The 19,712-nt window shown below is 27.0% G+C and carries 11 protein-coding genes; 5 read left to right on the top strand and 6 right to left on the bottom strand.

Going from position 1 to position 19,712, the window contains the following annotated elements:
- The first annotated feature begins 57 nt into the window (after positions 1–57).
- The 5 genes from T395_RS0101205 (at position 58) to T395_RS0101185 (ending at position 14,121) form a co-directional block, all read left to right on the top strand.
- Positions 58–9,330 (top strand): SGNH/GDSL hydrolase family protein, encoded by a 9,273-nt coding sequence (locus tag T395_RS0101205; protein WP_029512688.1) that lies wholly within the window; start codon positions 58–60, stop codon positions 9,328–9,330.
- Between the two features lie 122 nt (positions 9,331–9,452).
- A complete protein-coding gene (locus T395_RS0101200) occupies positions 9,453–10,748 on the top strand; it encodes an AEC family transporter (protein ID WP_029512687.1) in 1,296 nt (431 codons plus the stop codon).
- A gap of 111 nt (positions 10,749–10,859) precedes the next feature.
- Entirely contained in the window at positions 10,860–11,444 is a 585-nt protein-coding gene (gene def / locus T395_RS0101195) for a peptide deformylase (protein ID WP_029512686.1), read from the top strand.
- A complete protein-coding gene (locus T395_RS0101190) occupies positions 11,444–12,637 on the top strand; it encodes a hypothetical protein (protein WP_029512685.1) in 1,194 nt (397 codons plus the stop codon). The genes def and T395_RS0101190 overlap by 1 nt, the downstream gene beginning before the upstream one ends.
- 239 nt (positions 12,638–12,876) lie before the next feature.
- Positions 12,877–14,121, top strand: coding sequence for an MnuA family membrane nuclease (locus T395_RS0101185; RefSeq protein WP_029512684.1), 1,245 nt, complete (start codon positions 12,877–12,879; stop codon positions 14,119–14,121).
- Positions 14,122–14,178: 57 nt separating this feature from the next.
- Here T395_RS0101185 and T395_RS0101180 read toward each other — a convergent pair whose 3' ends face one another.
- The 6 genes from T395_RS0101180 to T395_RS03515 are packed head-to-tail and all read right to left on the bottom strand — an operon-like array spanning position 14,179 to position 19,556.
- Complete coding sequence (locus T395_RS0101180) at positions 14,179–15,063, bottom strand: aromatic motif membrane protein (protein ID WP_029512683.1); 885 nt, start codon at positions 15,061–15,063, stop codon at positions 14,179–14,181.
- Entirely contained in the window at positions 15,053–16,084 is a 1,032-nt protein-coding gene (locus T395_RS0101175) for an aromatic motif membrane protein (RefSeq protein WP_029512682.1), read from the bottom strand. The genes T395_RS0101180 and T395_RS0101175 overlap by 11 nt, the downstream gene beginning before the upstream one ends.
- On the bottom strand, positions 16,074–17,039 hold the full coding sequence (locus T395_RS0101170) for an aromatic motif membrane protein (RefSeq protein ID WP_029512681.1): 966 nt from the start codon (positions 17,037–17,039) through the stop codon (positions 16,074–16,076). The genes T395_RS0101175 and T395_RS0101170 overlap by 11 nt, the downstream gene beginning before the upstream one ends.
- Entirely contained in the window at positions 17,017–17,727 is a 711-nt protein-coding gene (locus T395_RS0101165; protein ID WP_029512680.1) for an ABC transporter ATP-binding protein, read from the bottom strand. The genes T395_RS0101170 and T395_RS0101165 overlap by 23 nt, the downstream gene beginning before the upstream one ends.
- 2 nt (positions 17,728–17,729) lie before the next feature.
- Positions 17,730–18,518 carry a hypothetical protein gene (locus T395_RS03520; protein WP_051617780.1) on the bottom strand — a complete coding sequence of 263 codons (789 nt, stop codon included), beginning with the start codon at positions 18,516–18,518 and terminating at the stop codon, positions 17,730–17,732.
- Positions 18,519–18,527: 9 nt separating this feature from the next.
- Positions 18,528–19,556 carry an ABC transporter permease gene (locus T395_RS03515; protein WP_051617778.1) on the bottom strand — a complete coding sequence of 343 codons (1,029 nt, stop codon included), beginning with the start codon at positions 19,554–19,556 and terminating at the stop codon, positions 18,528–18,530.
- Positions 19,557–19,712 lie beyond the last annotated feature (156 nt).

Genomic DNA, 19,712 nt, shown 5'->3' with positions numbered 1-19,712 from the left:
AAGTATATTTTTTTACCTTTAATTTATAAAACATAGTTTTATAAAGGAATGGAGCATATGAAAATCAAATTAAAAACAGCTATTGTGTTATTAAGCACAACTTTAATTGGAACTATAGGATTAGGTGTTGGTTTAAGTTTTATCCCAACAAAAGAAAAAAGTATTGAAAAAGGCAAAGATGCACCAATTCAACCAGGAGCAGATTATTCTAATGTCCCAGGTTTGCCAAGCGATGATGATAATCAACCGCTTAATCCTGGCAAAGAAGATGATAAAAACCATTTATCAATCCTAGACGAAGAAAAGCAATTAGCTAAAAACGCCATAACCAAAGGAGAAAAAGTAAGATATGTAGCCATCGGTGATTCTATTACCGCTGGTTTTGATGCTACTTTACCTAATGATTTTCAAGGCGAGTTAACCGCTGAAGGTGAAGTGACTGGAGCTTCTTATCCAGCTTATTTTGCTGCTTTAATTCAAAGTGCTGAAGCAAATAAACTAGAATCATTCAAAAACTTTGCGCGTTCAGGTGCCACAATGGAGCATTGAAATGCTTTATTTGCACATAAATATGATCATTTAGAACCAAAAACTTTAGCAAAAATGCACCGTTTATTTGGTCAAGATTTAGATGGTTATGCTGATCTAGTAATTGAAAGATTAAAAACAGCTAATTTACTTACTTTGTCTTTAGGTGCTAATGACACTATCGCTTTACTTAAAAAAGAAATTGCTAAATTGCCTTTTGCAGCTTTAATTCAACAAATTACTAATAAAAAATACAACTATGGCCAAATAGTTGAAATTTTAAATACAACTTTCCAAAATGTTTATGATGCTATTGAACAAAGAGAAGTTGAACTTATAAACCATTTAAAAGCTATTAATCCAAATTTAAACATTAACTTTGTTTCATACCCATTACCAATGTCATTTATTGGTAAATTAGTTGATCAATATTTAAAAGATAATTTTAATATTCCAATAGCAGCAAGCCAAATTTTAATTGGCTTACTTAATGACAAAATTAAATTTGTTGCTAATGCAAACGACGCTAACTTTGTTAATGTTTATAACGCTCCATATTGAATCCCAAAAGTTGAAAAATTAGCCCCTTCTTTATTCGATATTCACCCTTCGATTTTTGGTTATAAAAAAATGGCAATGGAATTATTCAGCAAATTAATTTTAAAAACTAAAAATCTTGCTGAAGTTCAAAGCCATGGTTTTGAATGAGGCAATGAATTTTTTGAAAACGATCAAACAACTTATTCAAGAACTATTGAGTTTAATGAAGAAAATCCATTTAATATAACCGATCGTTTATTTGGTTCAAATCAAACAAGTTATCTTTTTGATCAAGATGCATTAACTGCTAAAGTAATTGGCTTAAAAGATATTTCAAACTACTATAACAGAGTTATTAACGAAACCCGTTTTTCAAATATTGTTTTTGGAGATTTATTATTATCACTTTTCAAATCAAAAGGTTATTTAAAACTAGACCCTGAACAAAAATTGTTTAACTTTTTAACTAGAAACAATGAAGAAAACTTAAAATCATTACAACATTGAGCTGAAGAAAACCTAGTTTTCAGTGGAATTTTAAGAGATGCACAAACTAATTTCTATGAAACCGATTGAGATAATGACGGTGAGCCAGGAGCTAAAGAATACAAATTAAACTATTTATTAGAATCATTTAAAATCGCAGCAACTAACGAGTTTAAAATTATTCAAAATATTACTTCATTTTTAAGCTTGCCAATGTTTGCTGATGATGATAAACGTAATGAATTTAAAGAAATTGTTCAAGAAATTATTGGTAATTTAATTCAAAAAGAATTAGCTGATGAAACAATTAATAAATTAGTTGGCTTATTTTACAATAATGAAGTAGCTAAATACATTGATCGTGATGATTTAGTTAGAGCAATTTCTAAAATAATCAATAATGCTAATTTAAAAACTGCTTTAGGTAAAGTTATAAGTTCATTAATTGATGCTTTCCCATCATTTAGTGAAGCAAGATCGTTCAACGATTTACTTAATATTTTATTAAATAATTCAGGCATTAAAGAAGCTTTAGGAACTGCTTTAAATGACTTATTTATAGAGCTATTGAAAGATAATGAATTCAAACAAATAGTTGCTAGAGCAGTTAACAAAACCTTTACAACCTTAGGTTTAAATGCTGAAATTGATGATCAACAATTAACCAAATTTGCCTACGAGATTTTAAATGTTGCTTTAGATTTAAACAATAATTTAGAATTATTAAAAGTTTTATTTAATGGTTTAGCTTTAAGTATTAGCCCAGAATCAATCCGTAATTTTAGCCTTGATACAGTAATGAATAATGTTGTTGGCAAAGTTAAAGAATTATTTAATGAACAAAATGCTGAAAACACTATTTTTACTATTCTTAAAGCATTATTAACCAATAATTTAGGTGATTTCAAAGAAGAATTCAAGAAAATTATTAACAATGTATTTAATAGCACAAGCTTGGGTTTAAAAGACAAATTAGCTCGTATTTTAGCTCAATTGATTCAAAAAGCAACTCAAAGCGATGTTAATGTTGATGAATTAGAAAACACAATTAAAGAAATCATCGAATCAGATAGTTTCAAAGGTGTTTTCGACAAATTAATTGACTTTATTTTTGCTTTTGATAAAGAAACAATTAAAGCTAAAACAAGTTTAAATGAATTAATTAAATTATTCACAACCGATTTTGCTAATAGTGAACTTTACAATACTTTTGTTGGTTTAATTGACAACATTCTTAATAATGAAAAAATTCAAACTTTAATTAATAATGAAATTAATGCTAGAAGTGAAGTTATTGCTCAATACATCAATGCAGAATTATTAAAAAACACTGTTAAATTTGTTTTTGAAGATAGTGCGTTTAAAGCAATTTTAAACAACTTCTTAGACAAAGCCTTATTCAATAATGATGGAACATTAACAGATGTTTCAAGTTTTGAAGCAATTTTAAAACACTGATTAGCAGATGAAGAAAACAACAAAGTTTTAATTAATTATGTTAAACAATTCTTCAATAATGCTCTAGACAACGAACAATTATTAAGTTTTATTACTTCTAATTTATATACATTCTTGAAAAATAATTCTAATTTAGTTGTTAATGTAACTGAAGAACAATTTAACCAGTTAATAAATAGAGTCCTAAATGATTCTAAAACATTAATTGATGAAAATGATTTAATTGGCGCAATACTTAATGTGTTGATTCAAAACTTCCAAGCAAATGGTTTTGCTGATTTTAGTGCGAACTTAAGTTCAAGTTTTAAAGCAGTATTTACTAGTGAAAAAATTGACACATTATTACTTAACTTATACAAATTATTTGTAAAAAATAATACTTACACAGATAATAAAGCTGTTATTAAACAAATCTTTATCAATTTCTTCAATGAAAATAAATTGTTCAATACTAAAGAAACACTTAAAAATATCATTAAAAAATTAATTCCAATCGGAGAACAAGAAGAACAATTAAGTAATGCTATTGATGAAATTTTAGGCTCAGAAAAAATAGTTAATGTAATGATTGCTTTAATTGATCAAATTTTTGCCAAAAATTATGACGAAATTAAAGATTCAACTAATTTATTTACTATTTTAAAAGCTAATTTAAATAACATTGCTAACACAGAAGTTTATAACCAATTTGTTGAATTGGTTGAAGTTGTCTTGAATAATGAAAATGTTAAAACAATTGTTGAAACAAACTTATTAAGCAAAATTTCTTCAACTGTAGCTAACAGCATTACTTATACAGATATTAAATCAATCTTATTAATTATCTTAAAAGATGAGAATGTTAAAGTGTTGCTCAATCAATTTACTAATAATGTTATTTTAGGAGCTAATTCAGTAAGTGATTTTGCTAATTTCACTGTTTTATTGGACAAATGGTTAAAAAATGAAGACAATGCAGCCGAAATTAAAACATCAGCAACAGCATTGATTAAGAGTTTATTAAGCAATGCCTCATTTAGAAAAATAGTCAATAATATTGTTTATCCTATTTTGCAAAACTTCGAAGGTATTACAACTAACATTACTAATGACGAAGTTAGCTCATTAATCAATGATTTACTTGATTTATTATTAAGATATGAAAATGACTTTAATTTAATTACCAATTTAATTGGTGCTTTTGTTGAACAATTAAAAACCAATGGTGTTTCAAACTTTAGTTTAAATGGTTTCATTGAAACATTCAAAAATTACTTTGACAAAGAAAGAATTGAATCGCTTGTTATTAGTGCTTTCAAAACAACAATTAAACAAGGCTTTATTACTAAACATAAAGCAGTAATTAAAAAATTAGTTCAAAATCTTTTAAGATCTAAATACTTTAATTCAGTAAATGATAAATTGGCTACACTTCTAGTTAATTTGGCTAGTTCGCCTGAAGAAAAAGAAAATGTTTTACAAGCAATTAAAAACATTTATGTTTCTGACAAATTTAACAGTTTTATAGATGTTTTCTTCAATAAGCTTTCTGAATTACAAGATCAAGATCTTGATTCAATTACAAAATATTCTGACATTATCAAATTATTCTTAAGTAACTTTACTAGCGGTTCTATTTACTCAACTTTAACTGATTTATTCAATTCAATCTTGCAAAATGAAACTATTTCAAATGTGTTTAAGCAAGCAATGAATAATAAATTAGGTAATTTAGCAAATTACTTAACCTATGATTTAGCTAAAAAATTATTTAATTTAGGAATTCAAAATCAATCATTTAAAGTTATTATCGATAATTTCTTAAATAGAACTTTACTTGATGAAAACGTTGATGTTTTACAAGTTCTTAAAAGCATTGATTTCTTGATCAAAACTTGATTAGCAGATGAAGAAAATAATAAAACCATTATCAATAATGTTAAACAGTTTGCGTTAGATATTTTAACTAATGCAGAATTAAACAATGAGATACTTCATTCACTTTACAATTACTTTAAAGAAAACTCTAATATAGTAACTAACATTGATGAAAATGCCTTTAAAACAGCCTTAAGTGGCGTTTTAGGCAATATGACTGACACCTTACAAAATACAACACTTGTTAACAAAGTTGTTGGTGCAATTATTAATAAATTAAGAGTTGATGGAATTAGTGGTAAATCTCTTGATTTTGGCGCTGAAATTAAGAAAGCGCTCGGTCAAAATGAATTAGAAAACTTCATTTTAGCTGTTTATAAACTATTTATCAAAAATCAAACATATGTTAATAATAAACAAACAATTAAACAATTGATTACTAATGTGTTTAATGAAACACAATTGTTTAATCTTAAAAATGCAGTTGCTCAAATTTTAAGCAATGTATTTGGAGTTGACAATACAAATGAACAATTAAATCAAATTATCAACAAAGTAATTTCATCTGAACAATTAATGAATTTAATTTTAACTTTCGCTGATAAATTACTTAACTTTGATTATGAAACAGTTAAAGACATTGACAATATTTTTGATTTATTAAAAATCAATTTAACTGACTTAACAAGTGGTGGAATATACACTAAATTAGTTGAATTAGTCAATTTTGTACTTCAAGATTCACAAGTTGAAACTTTCGTAAATGAACAATTAATTACCAAAATTCCAGAAAGCACAAGACCTTATATTACTTATGATAAAGTAAAATACATTATTAATTTTGTGCTTAAAAACAAGAATTTCAAAACAATCATTGATAAATTTGTTAATGATGCAATTCTTTCTGCAACAAACTTTGATTCAATTAAAAATCTTAACAACTTATTAAACAATTGATTGACTGTTGAAGAACATAGAACAGCAATTAATGAGCCACTAATTAATTTCTTTAAAGATGTTTTAAAAGACACTCAACTTAAAACTTATGTTCAAGATATCATTTACGCATTGCTTTCGAGATATGAAGGCATGTTAAATAACATAACTAAAGCGGAATTTAGTAATTTCTTTAACAATTTAACAGGCTTGTTAAATAGTTTTGAAGAAGAATTTGGCTTAATTTCTAAACTTGTTCAAGCATTGACACAACAATTGGCTAATGGCACAAATAACTTCAATATTGCTAATTTATTAGCATCGATTAGAGAACAATTTACCAACGAAACACTTGAAACTTCAATGATTAAGTTGCTTAAAATATTAATTAAAGAAGATCATTTAACCAACAATAAAGAGATTATTAAGAAATTAATTACTAACTTCTTAACTTCTGCACTAGGAGCAAATACTAGAAATAGTATTAGTTCAATTTTAAGCTCAATAACTAATGGTCAAATTATAGTTAAACAATTTGATGGTTTTATCAAAAACCTATTTAAAACAGCTGAATTCGGCAAATTTATCGACGCTTTATTTGAAACATTTACTAGTCTAAAAGACCAACTTGATGAAATTAATACATCAATGGATTTAGCTAAGAAAATCTTAGAAAACTTTGCTAATTCTAAACTTTATTTAGCTTTTGTTGATTTCGTAACAACATTACTAAACAAAGATCAAATTAATTCATTAATTCCGCTTAATTTAGTTGAAACAATTAAGCCAATTATTGATGGTGTTGATCAAAATACTTTAAATATTACACTTAAATTCGCGCTAACCAATGAACCATTTAAGGCTTTATTACAGCACTTTATTGACCATGCGCTATTAGAAAATGTTAATACAACCGAAGATTTATTAAGTTTCAAACAAATTATCAAAACTTACTTAAGTAATCAAGAATACATTGAATTTATTACCGAAAAAGTTTCTGCTTGAGTGAAATTAATTATTACTAATGCGCCATTTAGCGATGTTGTTAGTCAGTTAGTTGCTGGAACAATAAGCCAATACCCAGTAATTAAAGGTGATTTAACCACAGAACAAATTGTTAAATTAGTTAAAGATAAATTAGTGGCTATTGACAAAATAGACACAGAATTAGGTTTTGTTAAAACTTTTGTTGGTTTAGCGCTTCAAGAAGCTAAAGATAATTTTGACAATTTCAACTTCAAAAATGTTCTAAACAACTTTACTAATAAATACTTTAGTCAAGCCAATTTAGAAACCACGGTAGTTAAAATTATTAAAATTTTAATTAACAATACAACTGCAAATGAAGATAAAGTAACTGTTCAAAAATTAATTATTAATACCATTAAATACTTTGCGTTAACTGGTGAAAATGCCTTTGTTAATAAACTTTGAGCAAATGTTCCGCAAAAAATCAAAGATATTAGTACTTCATTCTTTACTTTAGATGATTTAAAAGCTTTAACAGCCGATGTAATAGTTTCTCAAGAAGTGAATGATATTATTTCACATATTTTTGATGGATTATTAAACAATCCAGCTGAATATAATAGTGCAACAACTTTTGCTCAATTAATTGGTATTTTTGGTAGCGATGAAACTAGAAGAAATCAATTAGCTGCTGATATTGAAAACTTAATTATTAAAGTGCTTAATTCACCACAAGTTAAAGCAATTATAGCTGGCGTATTTAACTATAATACAGCCAAATACGGTGTGGACATTAACTCGCCAGAAAACAGACAATTTGTTAGTGACTTACACACTGAATTACCAACAATTCTTAAACAATTAAATATTATTCAACCAATTATTAAAGGCATTTTAAGCAACGCTGAAAAACTCTTTACTTCAGATTCTTTTGTTGGCGATTTATTTGCAACTGTAATTAATTCATTCAATGTTAAAGACTACAACTTAGTTAAAATTATTTTAAATAGCAACACTTTAAATAGAAATAAAGAAGTTTTAAAAGACGATTTAGGCAAAGTAATTACAGGAATTACAAGCGATAAAACATTAGTAAAAAAATTCTTAGACGACTTTAAAATAGCTGAATTGTTAAAAAACCAAGGCTTAACTGATGAAGCTGCTTTAAAAACTTTAATCTCTGTTTTCCAAAGCCCTGACTTAAAAGAATTATTAATTTTACTTGTTAATGAAGTTATTGATCACTCTGCTGATTATGCTTCAGATAATAGATGAATTGATGCTTTAGCTAGATTCTTCAATTCAAATTCAGCAACTAGAATTCAAGAATTATTGAAAAAATGATTGAAAGAAATTTTAGCCGCTAAAGAAGATTTAGGTAGCACAATTGGGTTACTTTTAGCCAAAGCTTTAACTGGAGCTGGTTTCAACATTACTGAAGCACACTACCCAAGTTTTGCTAAATTTATTCAAGAAATCTTAAAAGGTGTAGCTAATTCAAGAATCATGAATGATGTTGTGAATTCAATTTTCGCTGTCTTGAAGAAAATTAACACTTACCCTGACAATTCAAACTGATTTGGTTTACTTAAAAACGCTGCCCTTGATGGTGCATTGAAATTTATGAAAAACCCAGAAAATGGCAACATTTCAATGAAATACATTATTCAGAATAAGGCTGTTTTAAAGGAAATTACACAAAATGTTGATGGCCAAGCAATGACTGATGTAATTAATATATTATTTTCTACATCGCCTGCTGATCGTTCAAAAGGTATCTTCCAATTCTTATTTGGCCCATTAAAAGATTCATCAGGTTCTTCAACAAGTTCATCAAGCAGTAGTTCAACTTCATCAAATCGTCCTGGTGATACTTGAAATGCTCCTGGTTTTGAAGTTGGTGGTTTAGGAACAATATTGAACTTGTTACAAAATGGACTAAGCGAATTAATTCAAGCTTTATTAGGCCCTGTATTTAAAAATTACTTCACAGAATTAATAGCTAAAGATAAATTCACTTCGCCAGATGCTGTTAAGCAAAATGTTTCATCATACCAAGCATTATGAAGAATTTACACATCATTATTAATTTTTGCCAAAAGTAATGTTACTCAATTACCATTCTGAAATAATACAAACACAACAGTCGAAGCAACAATTTATAACCATTGAATCAAAACTTTTGACGCTTTCAAAAATGAATTTAAAACACCAATTTATGCTAAATATGGCCAAAGCGGTAAATTTAACGCTTTATGAGTAGCAGGTTTTAACCCTGATTATTCAGTTAACACCAGATATTGAGCTGGAACCCTTAAGATTAAAAACTTCTGAGGCGACAAATCAAGTAGATCTGGTTCATTACACCAAACATGATATGCAAGTGATTTTGTTTTAATTTACATTTATTATGCCGATCAATATAAAGATGTTAAGTTCAATTCAACAAAAACCTTTACACAGGCTTTAATGGATTACTTAATTCAAGGTTATATGCCTGCTAGAACTTCAAATGATGTCGTTTATAATGATCCAAACAGTGGCGGTTTCTGATAGAAAAATTACACACAAAGAAATTTGTGTGTTTTTTCATAATTAATTGAAATAGAAAAAAGTATAATAGCAAAGTTAATTAAATGTTAATTAAATATATTGTTTATAAATAATAAGGATAATTTATGAAAGAAACCTTTATTAAGCTATTCAGCGACCAAGGTATGTGAGGCGCTGTAATAGCAACGATGACATTCATCTTATTAGGTTATTTTGCAACTAAAACTAAACTTTTTAGTGCTGAAATGAATAATCGTTTAGCCAAATTTGGAATTAGCTTTCTTCTACCATTCTTAACTTTTTCAGCATTGATGGTTGACACAAACCGTGAAAATACTGCTGAAATCGGTATTGTTTTAGGAATGAGTATTGGTTTTTATGTATTATTTGCCATCTTTACTTGATTAGTTGTTAATTATTGACCAAAACTTTTACCAAAATGAGTAGAAAGAAAAACCGCTGAACATTTCAAAAAACTTGAAGCAGCTAATCCAGAACTAGTTTTAACTAAAACTAGAGATGCATATGTTAGAAATTATCAAGCCAAATTAACTACTTCATGATTAATGATTGGTTATGGATCACTTTTAGTTTTTGCTAGCCCACTAGTTTCAAATATGAAAGGTAGTGTATTTTCAGATTTTACTAATGCGCTATTACAAATTTGAAATATTCCATTTACTTTTGCTTTATTTTCATACAAAATAATGCAATATTCTGGGGAAAAATTAACTAAAGAAAACATCAAGCCAATTATTAAAAGAATTTGTAGCCCAATGATGATTTTATTATTTGTTTCATTATTTTTATGAAGCTTACAATGAATTCCAGGTTTAAATAACTGATATTGAACAGGCAAGGGATCACAACCATATGCCTTGTCAATTAGTGATGCTCAATATATTCAATGAAAAACTTCAGGCACTATTAGTGCTAACAATGTAACTAAAGCAATGAATTTAAGTGATTTTCACCAATTTTGAGGCGCGTTCAAATTAGCTTTACCTGCTTTTGGTACTGTTCTTACTCTTGGAGCCAAAATTGTTTCGCCTGTTATTTGATTGGTTATTGGTGGTTCGCTTGCGTTATCAAATATCAAAGAAGCTGTTAAAGACAAAGCTGTATGAATGACAGTGGGTACAAAATTAATTATTTTACCCGCTATTATGTTAGGTATAGTTCTATTATTTGTATACCCATATGGCGGCAAAGGTCTTATTACTAAAGAAACCGGGACATTAATTATTTTATTAATGGTTACTCCGCCCGCTACAACTTGTGTTATGTATGCTGTCGCTTATAAACATGACTATGCTCATTACACTTCACAAGCTTCTGCTTTAGGAACATTGCTTTCAATAATTGCTATGCCAATTTGAATTGTTATTGCTAATTTAACCTATACAGCAATTGCTGGTTAAAAGGACGCTTTGGGTGTCTTTTTTAATATTCTCATTTTGGGCAAGTTACGAGTTTTATTGGCTATTTACTTTATTTAATAATTAATATCTAATTTAATATATAATAGCGATATGAAATATGATGTTAAATTAGTAAAATTACCAGCAAAAATTTTGCGTGAAAAATCGCAAGAAGTTTCATTACCTCTTTCTGCTGAAGATCAAGAATTAGCAGAAAAAATGATTTGACACGTTGACATTAGTCAAAGTCCAGATAATTTAGGCTTTCAACCCGCAGTTGGTGTAGCAGCAATTCAATATGGCATTCCCAAAAGAATGTTCTATATTAACGGAGCTAACTATAAAAAAGGCTCAAACGTTCCCACAGCCATTTTAAGAGATGTTTTAATTAACCCTCAAATTATTTCAACTAGCGCTAATAAATTAGCTTTAGATAGCGGCGAAGGTTGTTTAAGTGTAGGTCATAATTGACATGGACAAGAAGGCTTTGTGTATCGTCAAAGTAGAGTTTTGGCTAAAGCTTATTCATACTTTCAAAAGAAAGAAATTACATTAGATTTAACAGGTTATTTAGCCATTGTGTTTCAACATGAATTTGATCACTTAGAAGGCAAATTATTTGTTGATCGTATCAATAAAAAAGATCCTTGAAAAGCAGAATTAAATTCAAGATTAATCGATGTAGAGGAGGCATAATGTCGGAAACTGTAAAAGAATATTGAAACTTTGCCTCAAATCCAAGTCACTTTTGAATTCCATTAATTGTTTTTGGTTTTTTTTCAATTTTTAGCCTTTTAATTGGACTTAAAAGAGGTTGAATTCCTTCGTTAATTTCTTTAGGCTTTAATTTCTTAGCTTTAGTAATTTCAGTTTTAGCCACTATACCTTTAATCAAAGTGGTTGAAGGATTCAGTACAGATAAAGATGTTACATTACTTTTAGCTAAAACTCATAAAATTGATCCATTGCTCAGAGGTATTTGAATTTTAAGTTTCACCTTTGGTTTAATGTGTATCTTTAAATTAATTTATTGAATAGTAATTCATAGATTTATTAAAAAGAGATACAAAGCAAAAGGTAAACCTAAAGTATTAAGTAGATTACTTGGTGCTGGAATTAGTGTTGTTGGAATTATGCCATTAACTGTTTTATCAACAAATTTAACCGGAGCAGCCAATTATGCTAACGGCTTTATTAAGTTTAATGATGCAATGCTTTATGGAATGACATTCGGAACATCAAAAGGTATGTCTAAATATATGCCAGGTATTAGAGGAACAGCTAATTTAGTAACTGAAGAGAAAATAGCAGATGGTGCTGAACGAATTTTCGAACAATTTACAAAACAGGAATCTTATGCTAAACCTGATGTAAACACTATAGCTGCCGCTCTGCTCAATCCTGGAAGCAAAGTTAATTTCGAATTTACACCATTTTTAACTTCAAATCCAACAGATGATTATGCAGATGTTAAAGTAGCTTTATCAAACTTCGAATATTATGCTGAGTCAATCGAGTCAACTAACATACTTGAATTTGCTTTAAATGTGGCTCTAACAGAATCGTCAGATAGTGAAAACTTTAAAACAAGATTTAAGAACCAAGTTAAATTATTTGCTTCTGCTTTAGAAGCTACAGGTTTAGATCTTAGTCAAATTAATTTAGTTTATCGTTCAAATGATCAAGACAAAACTCGTCCTAACATTGCGCTTAAAATGTTCACTGGTGAAAAAAGAGAAAGTTTAAAACAATCATTATTAGAATCATTAGGTTACAAAGACGTCAAAGTTCCTTCAAATAATGAAAAATTAGCTGGTAAAACAGATGAAGAAAAATACATGTATGTTTTAAACATGATTGTTAATAATGTTATTTTATCTCAAGATTAATAAGTAAACTATTGCCATTATTAGGCAATGGTTTTTTATATTTTAAAATTGTAAGCAAGCTTCAAACATACTAATTGATTTGTTAATATTACGAAAATTAATTAACCAATATACCTATAAAAAAGTAATAATGGTTTTTTAACCTATCTTGCTTATTAATTAAACTATTAAACTTTCAGACAAACCAATAAAATAGTTTAAAATAATTCATAATTAATTTTTAATAAGGAAAGAGCGAAATGAAAAGTAAGAAGAATACAAAAGTTAAAAACATAATTTCAGGTTTAGCTGCCTTAATTGGTGCTTCGGTTATTGGTGCTGGCTCATATTTCGGTTATAAAAATTTTCAAAATAGAAATACAAATAAAAACAGCGACAGCGTTCAAGCGCGTGAATTAGTTAAGTTAGAGAATATTGCCAATGATCAAGTTTTGCGTTTTGCTCATTGAAACATTCTCAATTTTGGTGGCAGCGATAGCACAATTAATTCTGTCAAAGTTCAAGCAATCGCACAATTGATTTACAAATATAATATTGATGCAATCGGTTTAACCGAAGTTAATGAAGATGATGGACCAAAAGTTGAAAGAATAGTAAAAACACTTAATTCATTCATGAACAACCAGCCAATTTATAAATTTGCCTACAATAACTTTAATAAGGCACAATATACAATTTCTGATATGAGTGTTTACAAAACACAAGCTGAAGCAAATGCTATTATTTATCGAAGTGATAAATTAGATTTAATAAGTCACCAATCGATTACCCCAAGAAAACTTGAAACTTATAATGATTTTAATTACTATTTTGTTCGTCCTTTTGGCTATTACAAATTATTGGATAAAGAAAACAGTAAATCAATTAATTTTGTTATTGGCCATTTGGATAGTCCTGGACAATCATCAAATGTGCTTCGTCAACCAAGAGATTTTTTAACAAATCAAATTCATAATATAAGCTTAAGTAAGCAACAAGGTTATCAAGAATTAGTTGAAAATTACTATGTAGCAGATGAATTGGCTAAATTAAACATAGAAAATGAAGTTGTTTTATTTGGTGGTGATACTAATTTAGCTACTACTAATAGCAAATTATGAACAAATCGTGCTAAAGCTTTTGGCTATGATCAATATTACGAAGATTCAATAGCTAAAAACTATAAAACATCAATCTGACATAATGATAAAACTGGCGAAACTTATTATGCAAATGCTTATGATAAGTGATTATGAAAAGAAGATGATTTTTATAATTTATTGTCTTATGACGAAAATAATCAATTGCAGAGAAACTTTGATATGAAAATTGACACAATAAATGGTTTTAATAATGGTATATGAGATCGTGTTGAAATGCAAAAACTTTATGCCGCCATACATAAAAATTCATCATATATAACAGATGGCGAAATGGTGTTTAAAGAAATAAGTGATCATGCTCCAATAATTATTGATTTTATTAAAAAAGAAAGCTCAAATTAATTGCTAATTCGAGCTTTTATTTTACTAAAAAGGCTGTAAAAATGCCTTATTAGACAATTATTTAAAATCAACTATAGTATAAACTAATTCTTTGCCACCATATTTATCGGTAAATAAAACTGCTTCAGTGTTTGAAGAATAAAGATTGTAGTTCTCAAAACTTTGTGTGGCTAAAACATATTTTTTTAAATCAAAATCTTTTAATTTGTTATTGCTTTTGAGTAATTTAGGATAAGTATAAACATAACCGAAAACTTCAGCTTTTCTTTCTATAATTTTTTCATTTTCTTTAGCAAAACTTAAAACAATTTTAAAAATAAAGCCTTCTTCATTTAAAAAGTAAACTTGTTTAATGTTTTCATATTCGTCATTTGAATATTCTTGAATTACAAAATCAATGATTTTATTGCTTTTTGGTTGATAAAAGTTTTGATAAAGCAACATATTTTCTTCAGCTTCCGATCTTTTTTCAACACTTTGATAGTCGCTTCCGCCTTCTAATTGATCTTGAACAAAAGTGAAACGATGTAAATTATAAAGGAAGAAAAGTCAATTTTTTTCTCTTAAATTGTCAATGATTTCATTAGCAACATTTAAAATGCTTGCTTTACCACTTGTTCAAGCCACACGATTTAAATTTAAAGAATAAGTTAAATGATTAGCATATTTTAAAGCTGCTTGAATTTTATTTGTGTATGTTTCATTATTCAACTTATTTTGTTCCTGAATATATGTATTTTTTTCTTCTTCATTTGGAAATAATTGGCTTAATACTTCTTGAATTAAATTATTTTGCACAAAATCTTCATATGAATTATCCATAACTGAAAAGTGTTCATAAGCTTCTTGTTTATTCAAGGTATTAATTGGCGAATTAACGCATGAAACAGGCAAAAACGGCACAGAAAGCACACTAGATAATAAAAGTTTTTTAATTTTCATTAGTCTCTCCTGCAATTATAGGTAGCACATAAACTGGTTCGCCATAACGCTGTTTTACAACCATATCGTTAGTAAATTGCCCATAACCTTCTAGATAAGCATGTATGAATGCGTAGTGATAAATTGAAGAAATCAACTTTAAAGAAATTTCAGGAGTTTTTAAAGAAGCAAAATATCAAATGTAAGGTTGTAAGCTCAATTCTTTAACCATTGAATTAGTATTGCCGTTTTCTATTTGAATCCTCATTACCAATTTACCTGTGTTTAAGTAATAATAAGTACCTTCCGAATCTTTAGATTCATCACCTAAAGCAATTGAATTTAAATGATTATCACTTAATTTATATGTAGCAGTTAATGGAGCATTTTCAATTTTTTGAAGATATTCGTCTGTTAAATACTTTTTAAAGTTTTCAGGGATTTCGCCATTATTTTGACTTTTAATTCTATTAATTAAATCGCTGGCGATATATTGAAAATAGTCAAATTTAAATTTATCAATGTTAGTTAAAAATCAATACCAATTCTCACTAGCTAATTGACCAAAATCACTTAAATATTGTTGAAAACGTTCATTTAAATTAGTCAATTTACTTTTTGCTTCAACAATTTTTGCTTTGGTATTTTTGATTTGTTGCGAGTACACACTAGGTAAGAAATTGTAGTTCTCTAAATCTTTATTTAATTGAATTAATTCTTGATCGATTGCATCTTTTTCACTAAATGTACTTGAATATCTATTGCTTAATTCAATAAACTTATTCTTTATTTGTTCATTGTTTTGTTGGTTTAAAAACAAAATTTTTGCAGCATTATCATTTTTATAAACAACATCTAACAAAGTGTTTAAAATGGCTAAAGTTTTTAATTGTTCATTAGATTGTTTATTTTCATTAAAATCCAATTCATGATCAATGTTTTTTTCAAAATTACTTATTGATACATAATTAGCACATGATAAAGTTGTTGTCAAAGAACCAAAAGTTGTTAAAGTTAATAAACTTAAAATTTTATTTTTCATTTACATAACCTCATGTGTATCTTTCAATTAAATTATTTTGTGTTTTTAATGCATCAATAGTGTTTTTGAATAATTCTGAGTAATTATTGCTTTGATAAAGTTTTCAAATAGTTGAATCATTATTATTTCGTAAATAAGCATGATAATCAAAATCTTCATAATCAGAATTATATGCTTTTTCTTTTTCATATTTTGCTCACTTACTTTTTTCGAATTCGGCTATAAATAAGTTAAATAAGTTTTCTGGATCGCTGTTATCAATTACTAATAAGTCGGGAATGATCATAAGATGTTTTTGAATTGCATCATTTTCTTTTCTTTCATTGTATGAAAGGAAAAGCGCAAATGTTTTGGAATTAAGTTGTACAAAGTTTAATTTTTTGTCTAATCAATTATCAAACTCTTCATCTTTTAATGCTAGTGAATACATCTTATTAATTTTTGGATTTTTAATATTTAAAATTGCTTTACCATTTGTAAACTTTTCATTGATAAGTTCATCCATAGTTGACGATGATTCGCTAAAAGCAGAACCATCATAATATTCGCCATATGGATTAAAAACAAAAGTTAATTTATTTAAATTATTCAAATATCAAAATCAATTATTTGATAAAAAATTACGGATATTAATTATTGCTTGTCTTGTTCTTTTTGCTTTATCTCCAGCATTAGCCAAAACATTAACATCTCAAAGCGGAGCTAAAACTAATGAAGCATTTAACTCATTAGCTATATCATTGCTAAATTGAGCTTGTTGAGTGTAAAATGATTCAATTTGAGAAGTGTCTTGATTAAAAAAATCATTTACTATTTGTTTAATTAAAGGGTTAATTCTTTCTTCAAAACTTGGTTGATGTTGAATTGTTACCTTTGAGCTTTCTGTACAACTTGCTGAAGCAACAATTATTGAAGAACCAAAAATAAGTGAACTAATTTTGAATAATTTTTTCATAAAAAATATTTTCTAAATTTTGATATTTTTTGCCTGAATAAATAATTTGACCTTGATGAATCAAAGTTAAAGAATCAACATATTTATCAATTTCACTTAAAACATGAGAAGAAATGAAAATTGTTGTGCCTTTTTCATTCAATTCTTTAAGTAATTTAAATAAGTTAAAACGGGCTGTTGGATCTAAGTTTGCAGCCGGTTCATCTAAGATTAAAATTTTTGGTTCGAACATTAAGGCTTGAATTAAAAGAATTTTTTTCTTTTGTCCCGAAGAAAAAGAATAAGGTTTAGCATTTTTTAAATTTAAAATATTAAAGTCTGTTAAAAATTGATTAATTTTACTTTCAATGTCTGCTTTTGGAGTATTTGTTAATTTAGCTAAAGAGTACAAATATTGATAAACGGTAATATCTTTGGGGAAAAGTGCATTTTCTGGCACATAACCAAGAAAATTTTTACTTTTTGCCAAACGATTGTTAATGTTATTAATTAAAATCTCGCCTTTAAATTTTTCATAAGCACCAACAATACTTTTAATAGTGGTAGTTTTACCAGCGCCGTTTTCACCTATAAAAGCATGAAATTCACCATTTTTGACATTAAAACTAATGTCAAAAACGCCTCTTTTTTCACCTTTAGCAGTTTGGTAAATTTTGCTTAAATTTCTGACTTTTAAAATTTCTTCCATAATTATTTGTAATCTTTCTTCATGTATTTGTAGGCATTTAATAACATAAGTGCTGAAATCAAACTAATTCATATTGCAACATAACCAATTTTAGAAATGATTTGGCTTGATCTTTGTAATTCATAAACTTGATCAATATTTTGAAATAAGTAATTATCGCTTTCATGAAGATTATATCTTATGATAATTTTGTTGTTTCCATCAATTTCTCTAACTTCTTGAATAGGCGTGTATGATGAATAACCACCTATTAAATAGTTGTTTTCGTTAATTTGTATATTAAATTGTTGCGGATTAAAAGTATTTGTTTTAACAGAGCTTGTTATATCTTTTTCATTCAATAAAATAGCATCTAATAAATTTGAACCAAAACTGTTAAAGTAAATTGAATAAATTAAAGCGGTTGCTAAATAAACTTTCTTTTCAATAATTGTCTTAATTTTTTTACTTTCAATTGCACTTGAATCAAAAACAGTGATTAATGAATTGCTATAAGTATTTAAAAAACTAGTCGGATTATTTAATTCATTGCCAATTAAGTTTAAAATTTGATTTTTTAAGTTAATTAATTGACCATAATTACCTTTTTCGATTGTTTTATAGTCAATTTGGGCAAATAATTGTTGTGAATAATTAACAAAATTGTTATCTTCTAAAACTTCTTTTAAATATTTTCAGTCTAATTCACCAACTAAATTATCACTTGAAGAAAAAGTATAAGAATCCTCAGGGAATGATAATGTAAAATCATCAGCGCCTTGTCTTGCATAGATTATTTTAGTATTAATCACATTGTCTTTTTAGCTCTGGTTTTTTAAAGCGCTTGGCACAATATATTGTTTACTAATTTCATCATTGTTAATTACTTCAAATTTTCTCAAATTTGCTTCAGCTAATTTATATTTATATAAATACGAATCTTGTTTTGGATAATATAAATAATTATTTAAATTATTTGTTGAATTATTACTAAAAATATTTTTGTTGTTAACATTAAAAATATCTAAAAATTGATAAGGAATAATTGTTCATGAATAGGCTAAAAGTTCAGTGGCAGAATTATTAGCCATCTTATAAAATTCTTTTAACATTTCAGATTGTTTTTGACTAAAAGACCTATTTTGAAAGCCATTTGGTAAAATATAGTAATTATCTTGCGCATTATTTAAATAAAACTTTTCGCTGTTGCTAATATTACCTGATAGATTATTTGCATAATTTAAATTCAAGAAATAAGCCATATTGTTTGCGCTACTTGTTGATTGTTGATTGATTATTGATCCGCCAATCATTAATGGTGCTGAAACAATAAATGGCACAGTCATAGCAAACTTAGTATTCAATTTATAAGCTAATAGAGAAGCTATTACACCAAAAAAGTTGAAAATTAAAGTAAAAGCCACTAAGTTTATTAATAAATAAATTAATGTTAAATTAAATTGTCTTAAACCTAGAATCAAACTTAAGTTAATTAGCATTAAACTTAAAGCATAAAAAACACTATAAATAAGGCAATAAAGGCTTTTGGCTATATAAATGTGTTTTCTACTAATCGGCTTACTCAATGATAATATTTCAATTCCTTCTTCTTCTAATTCTTTAAAAATGTTAATGTAAATAAAAGAACTGAAAAATATCGAAAATAAAATTTGAACAAATGCAATAATAAAAATAATTAAATTTTTATCAACTTGCGGATTGATAATGCCAATTGTTATATTAATAATTAAATTTAAGGCTAAGAAAGTTAATCAAGTGATTCAAGTAATCTTTTTAGCAAAGATATTAATGTTTAAGAAATTTAAATAATTTCTTATTGAATTTTTCATTTTTCCTTTCTTAATTAAGTTTACATTTTAAAAATTATTGTTAAAAATGAAAAGATCTCTTATATATTAGTTCTATTATATAGAAAAAAAGTTGCTTTATTGTTAATTAACTAATTTAGTTTGTTAAAGGAACTGATAAGAGCAAAATGTTAAAAA

Origin of the sequence: Mycoplasmopsis iners ATCC 19705, from assembly GCF_000701805.1 — a bacterium.
GTDB classification, from domain to species: domain Bacteria; phylum Bacillota_I; class Bacilli_A; order Mycoplasmatales; family Metamycoplasmataceae; genus Mycoplasmopsis; species Mycoplasmopsis iners.
Note: the sequence above shows the minus strand (reverse complement) of the source record. Positions and strands in the feature narration are given on the sequence as shown.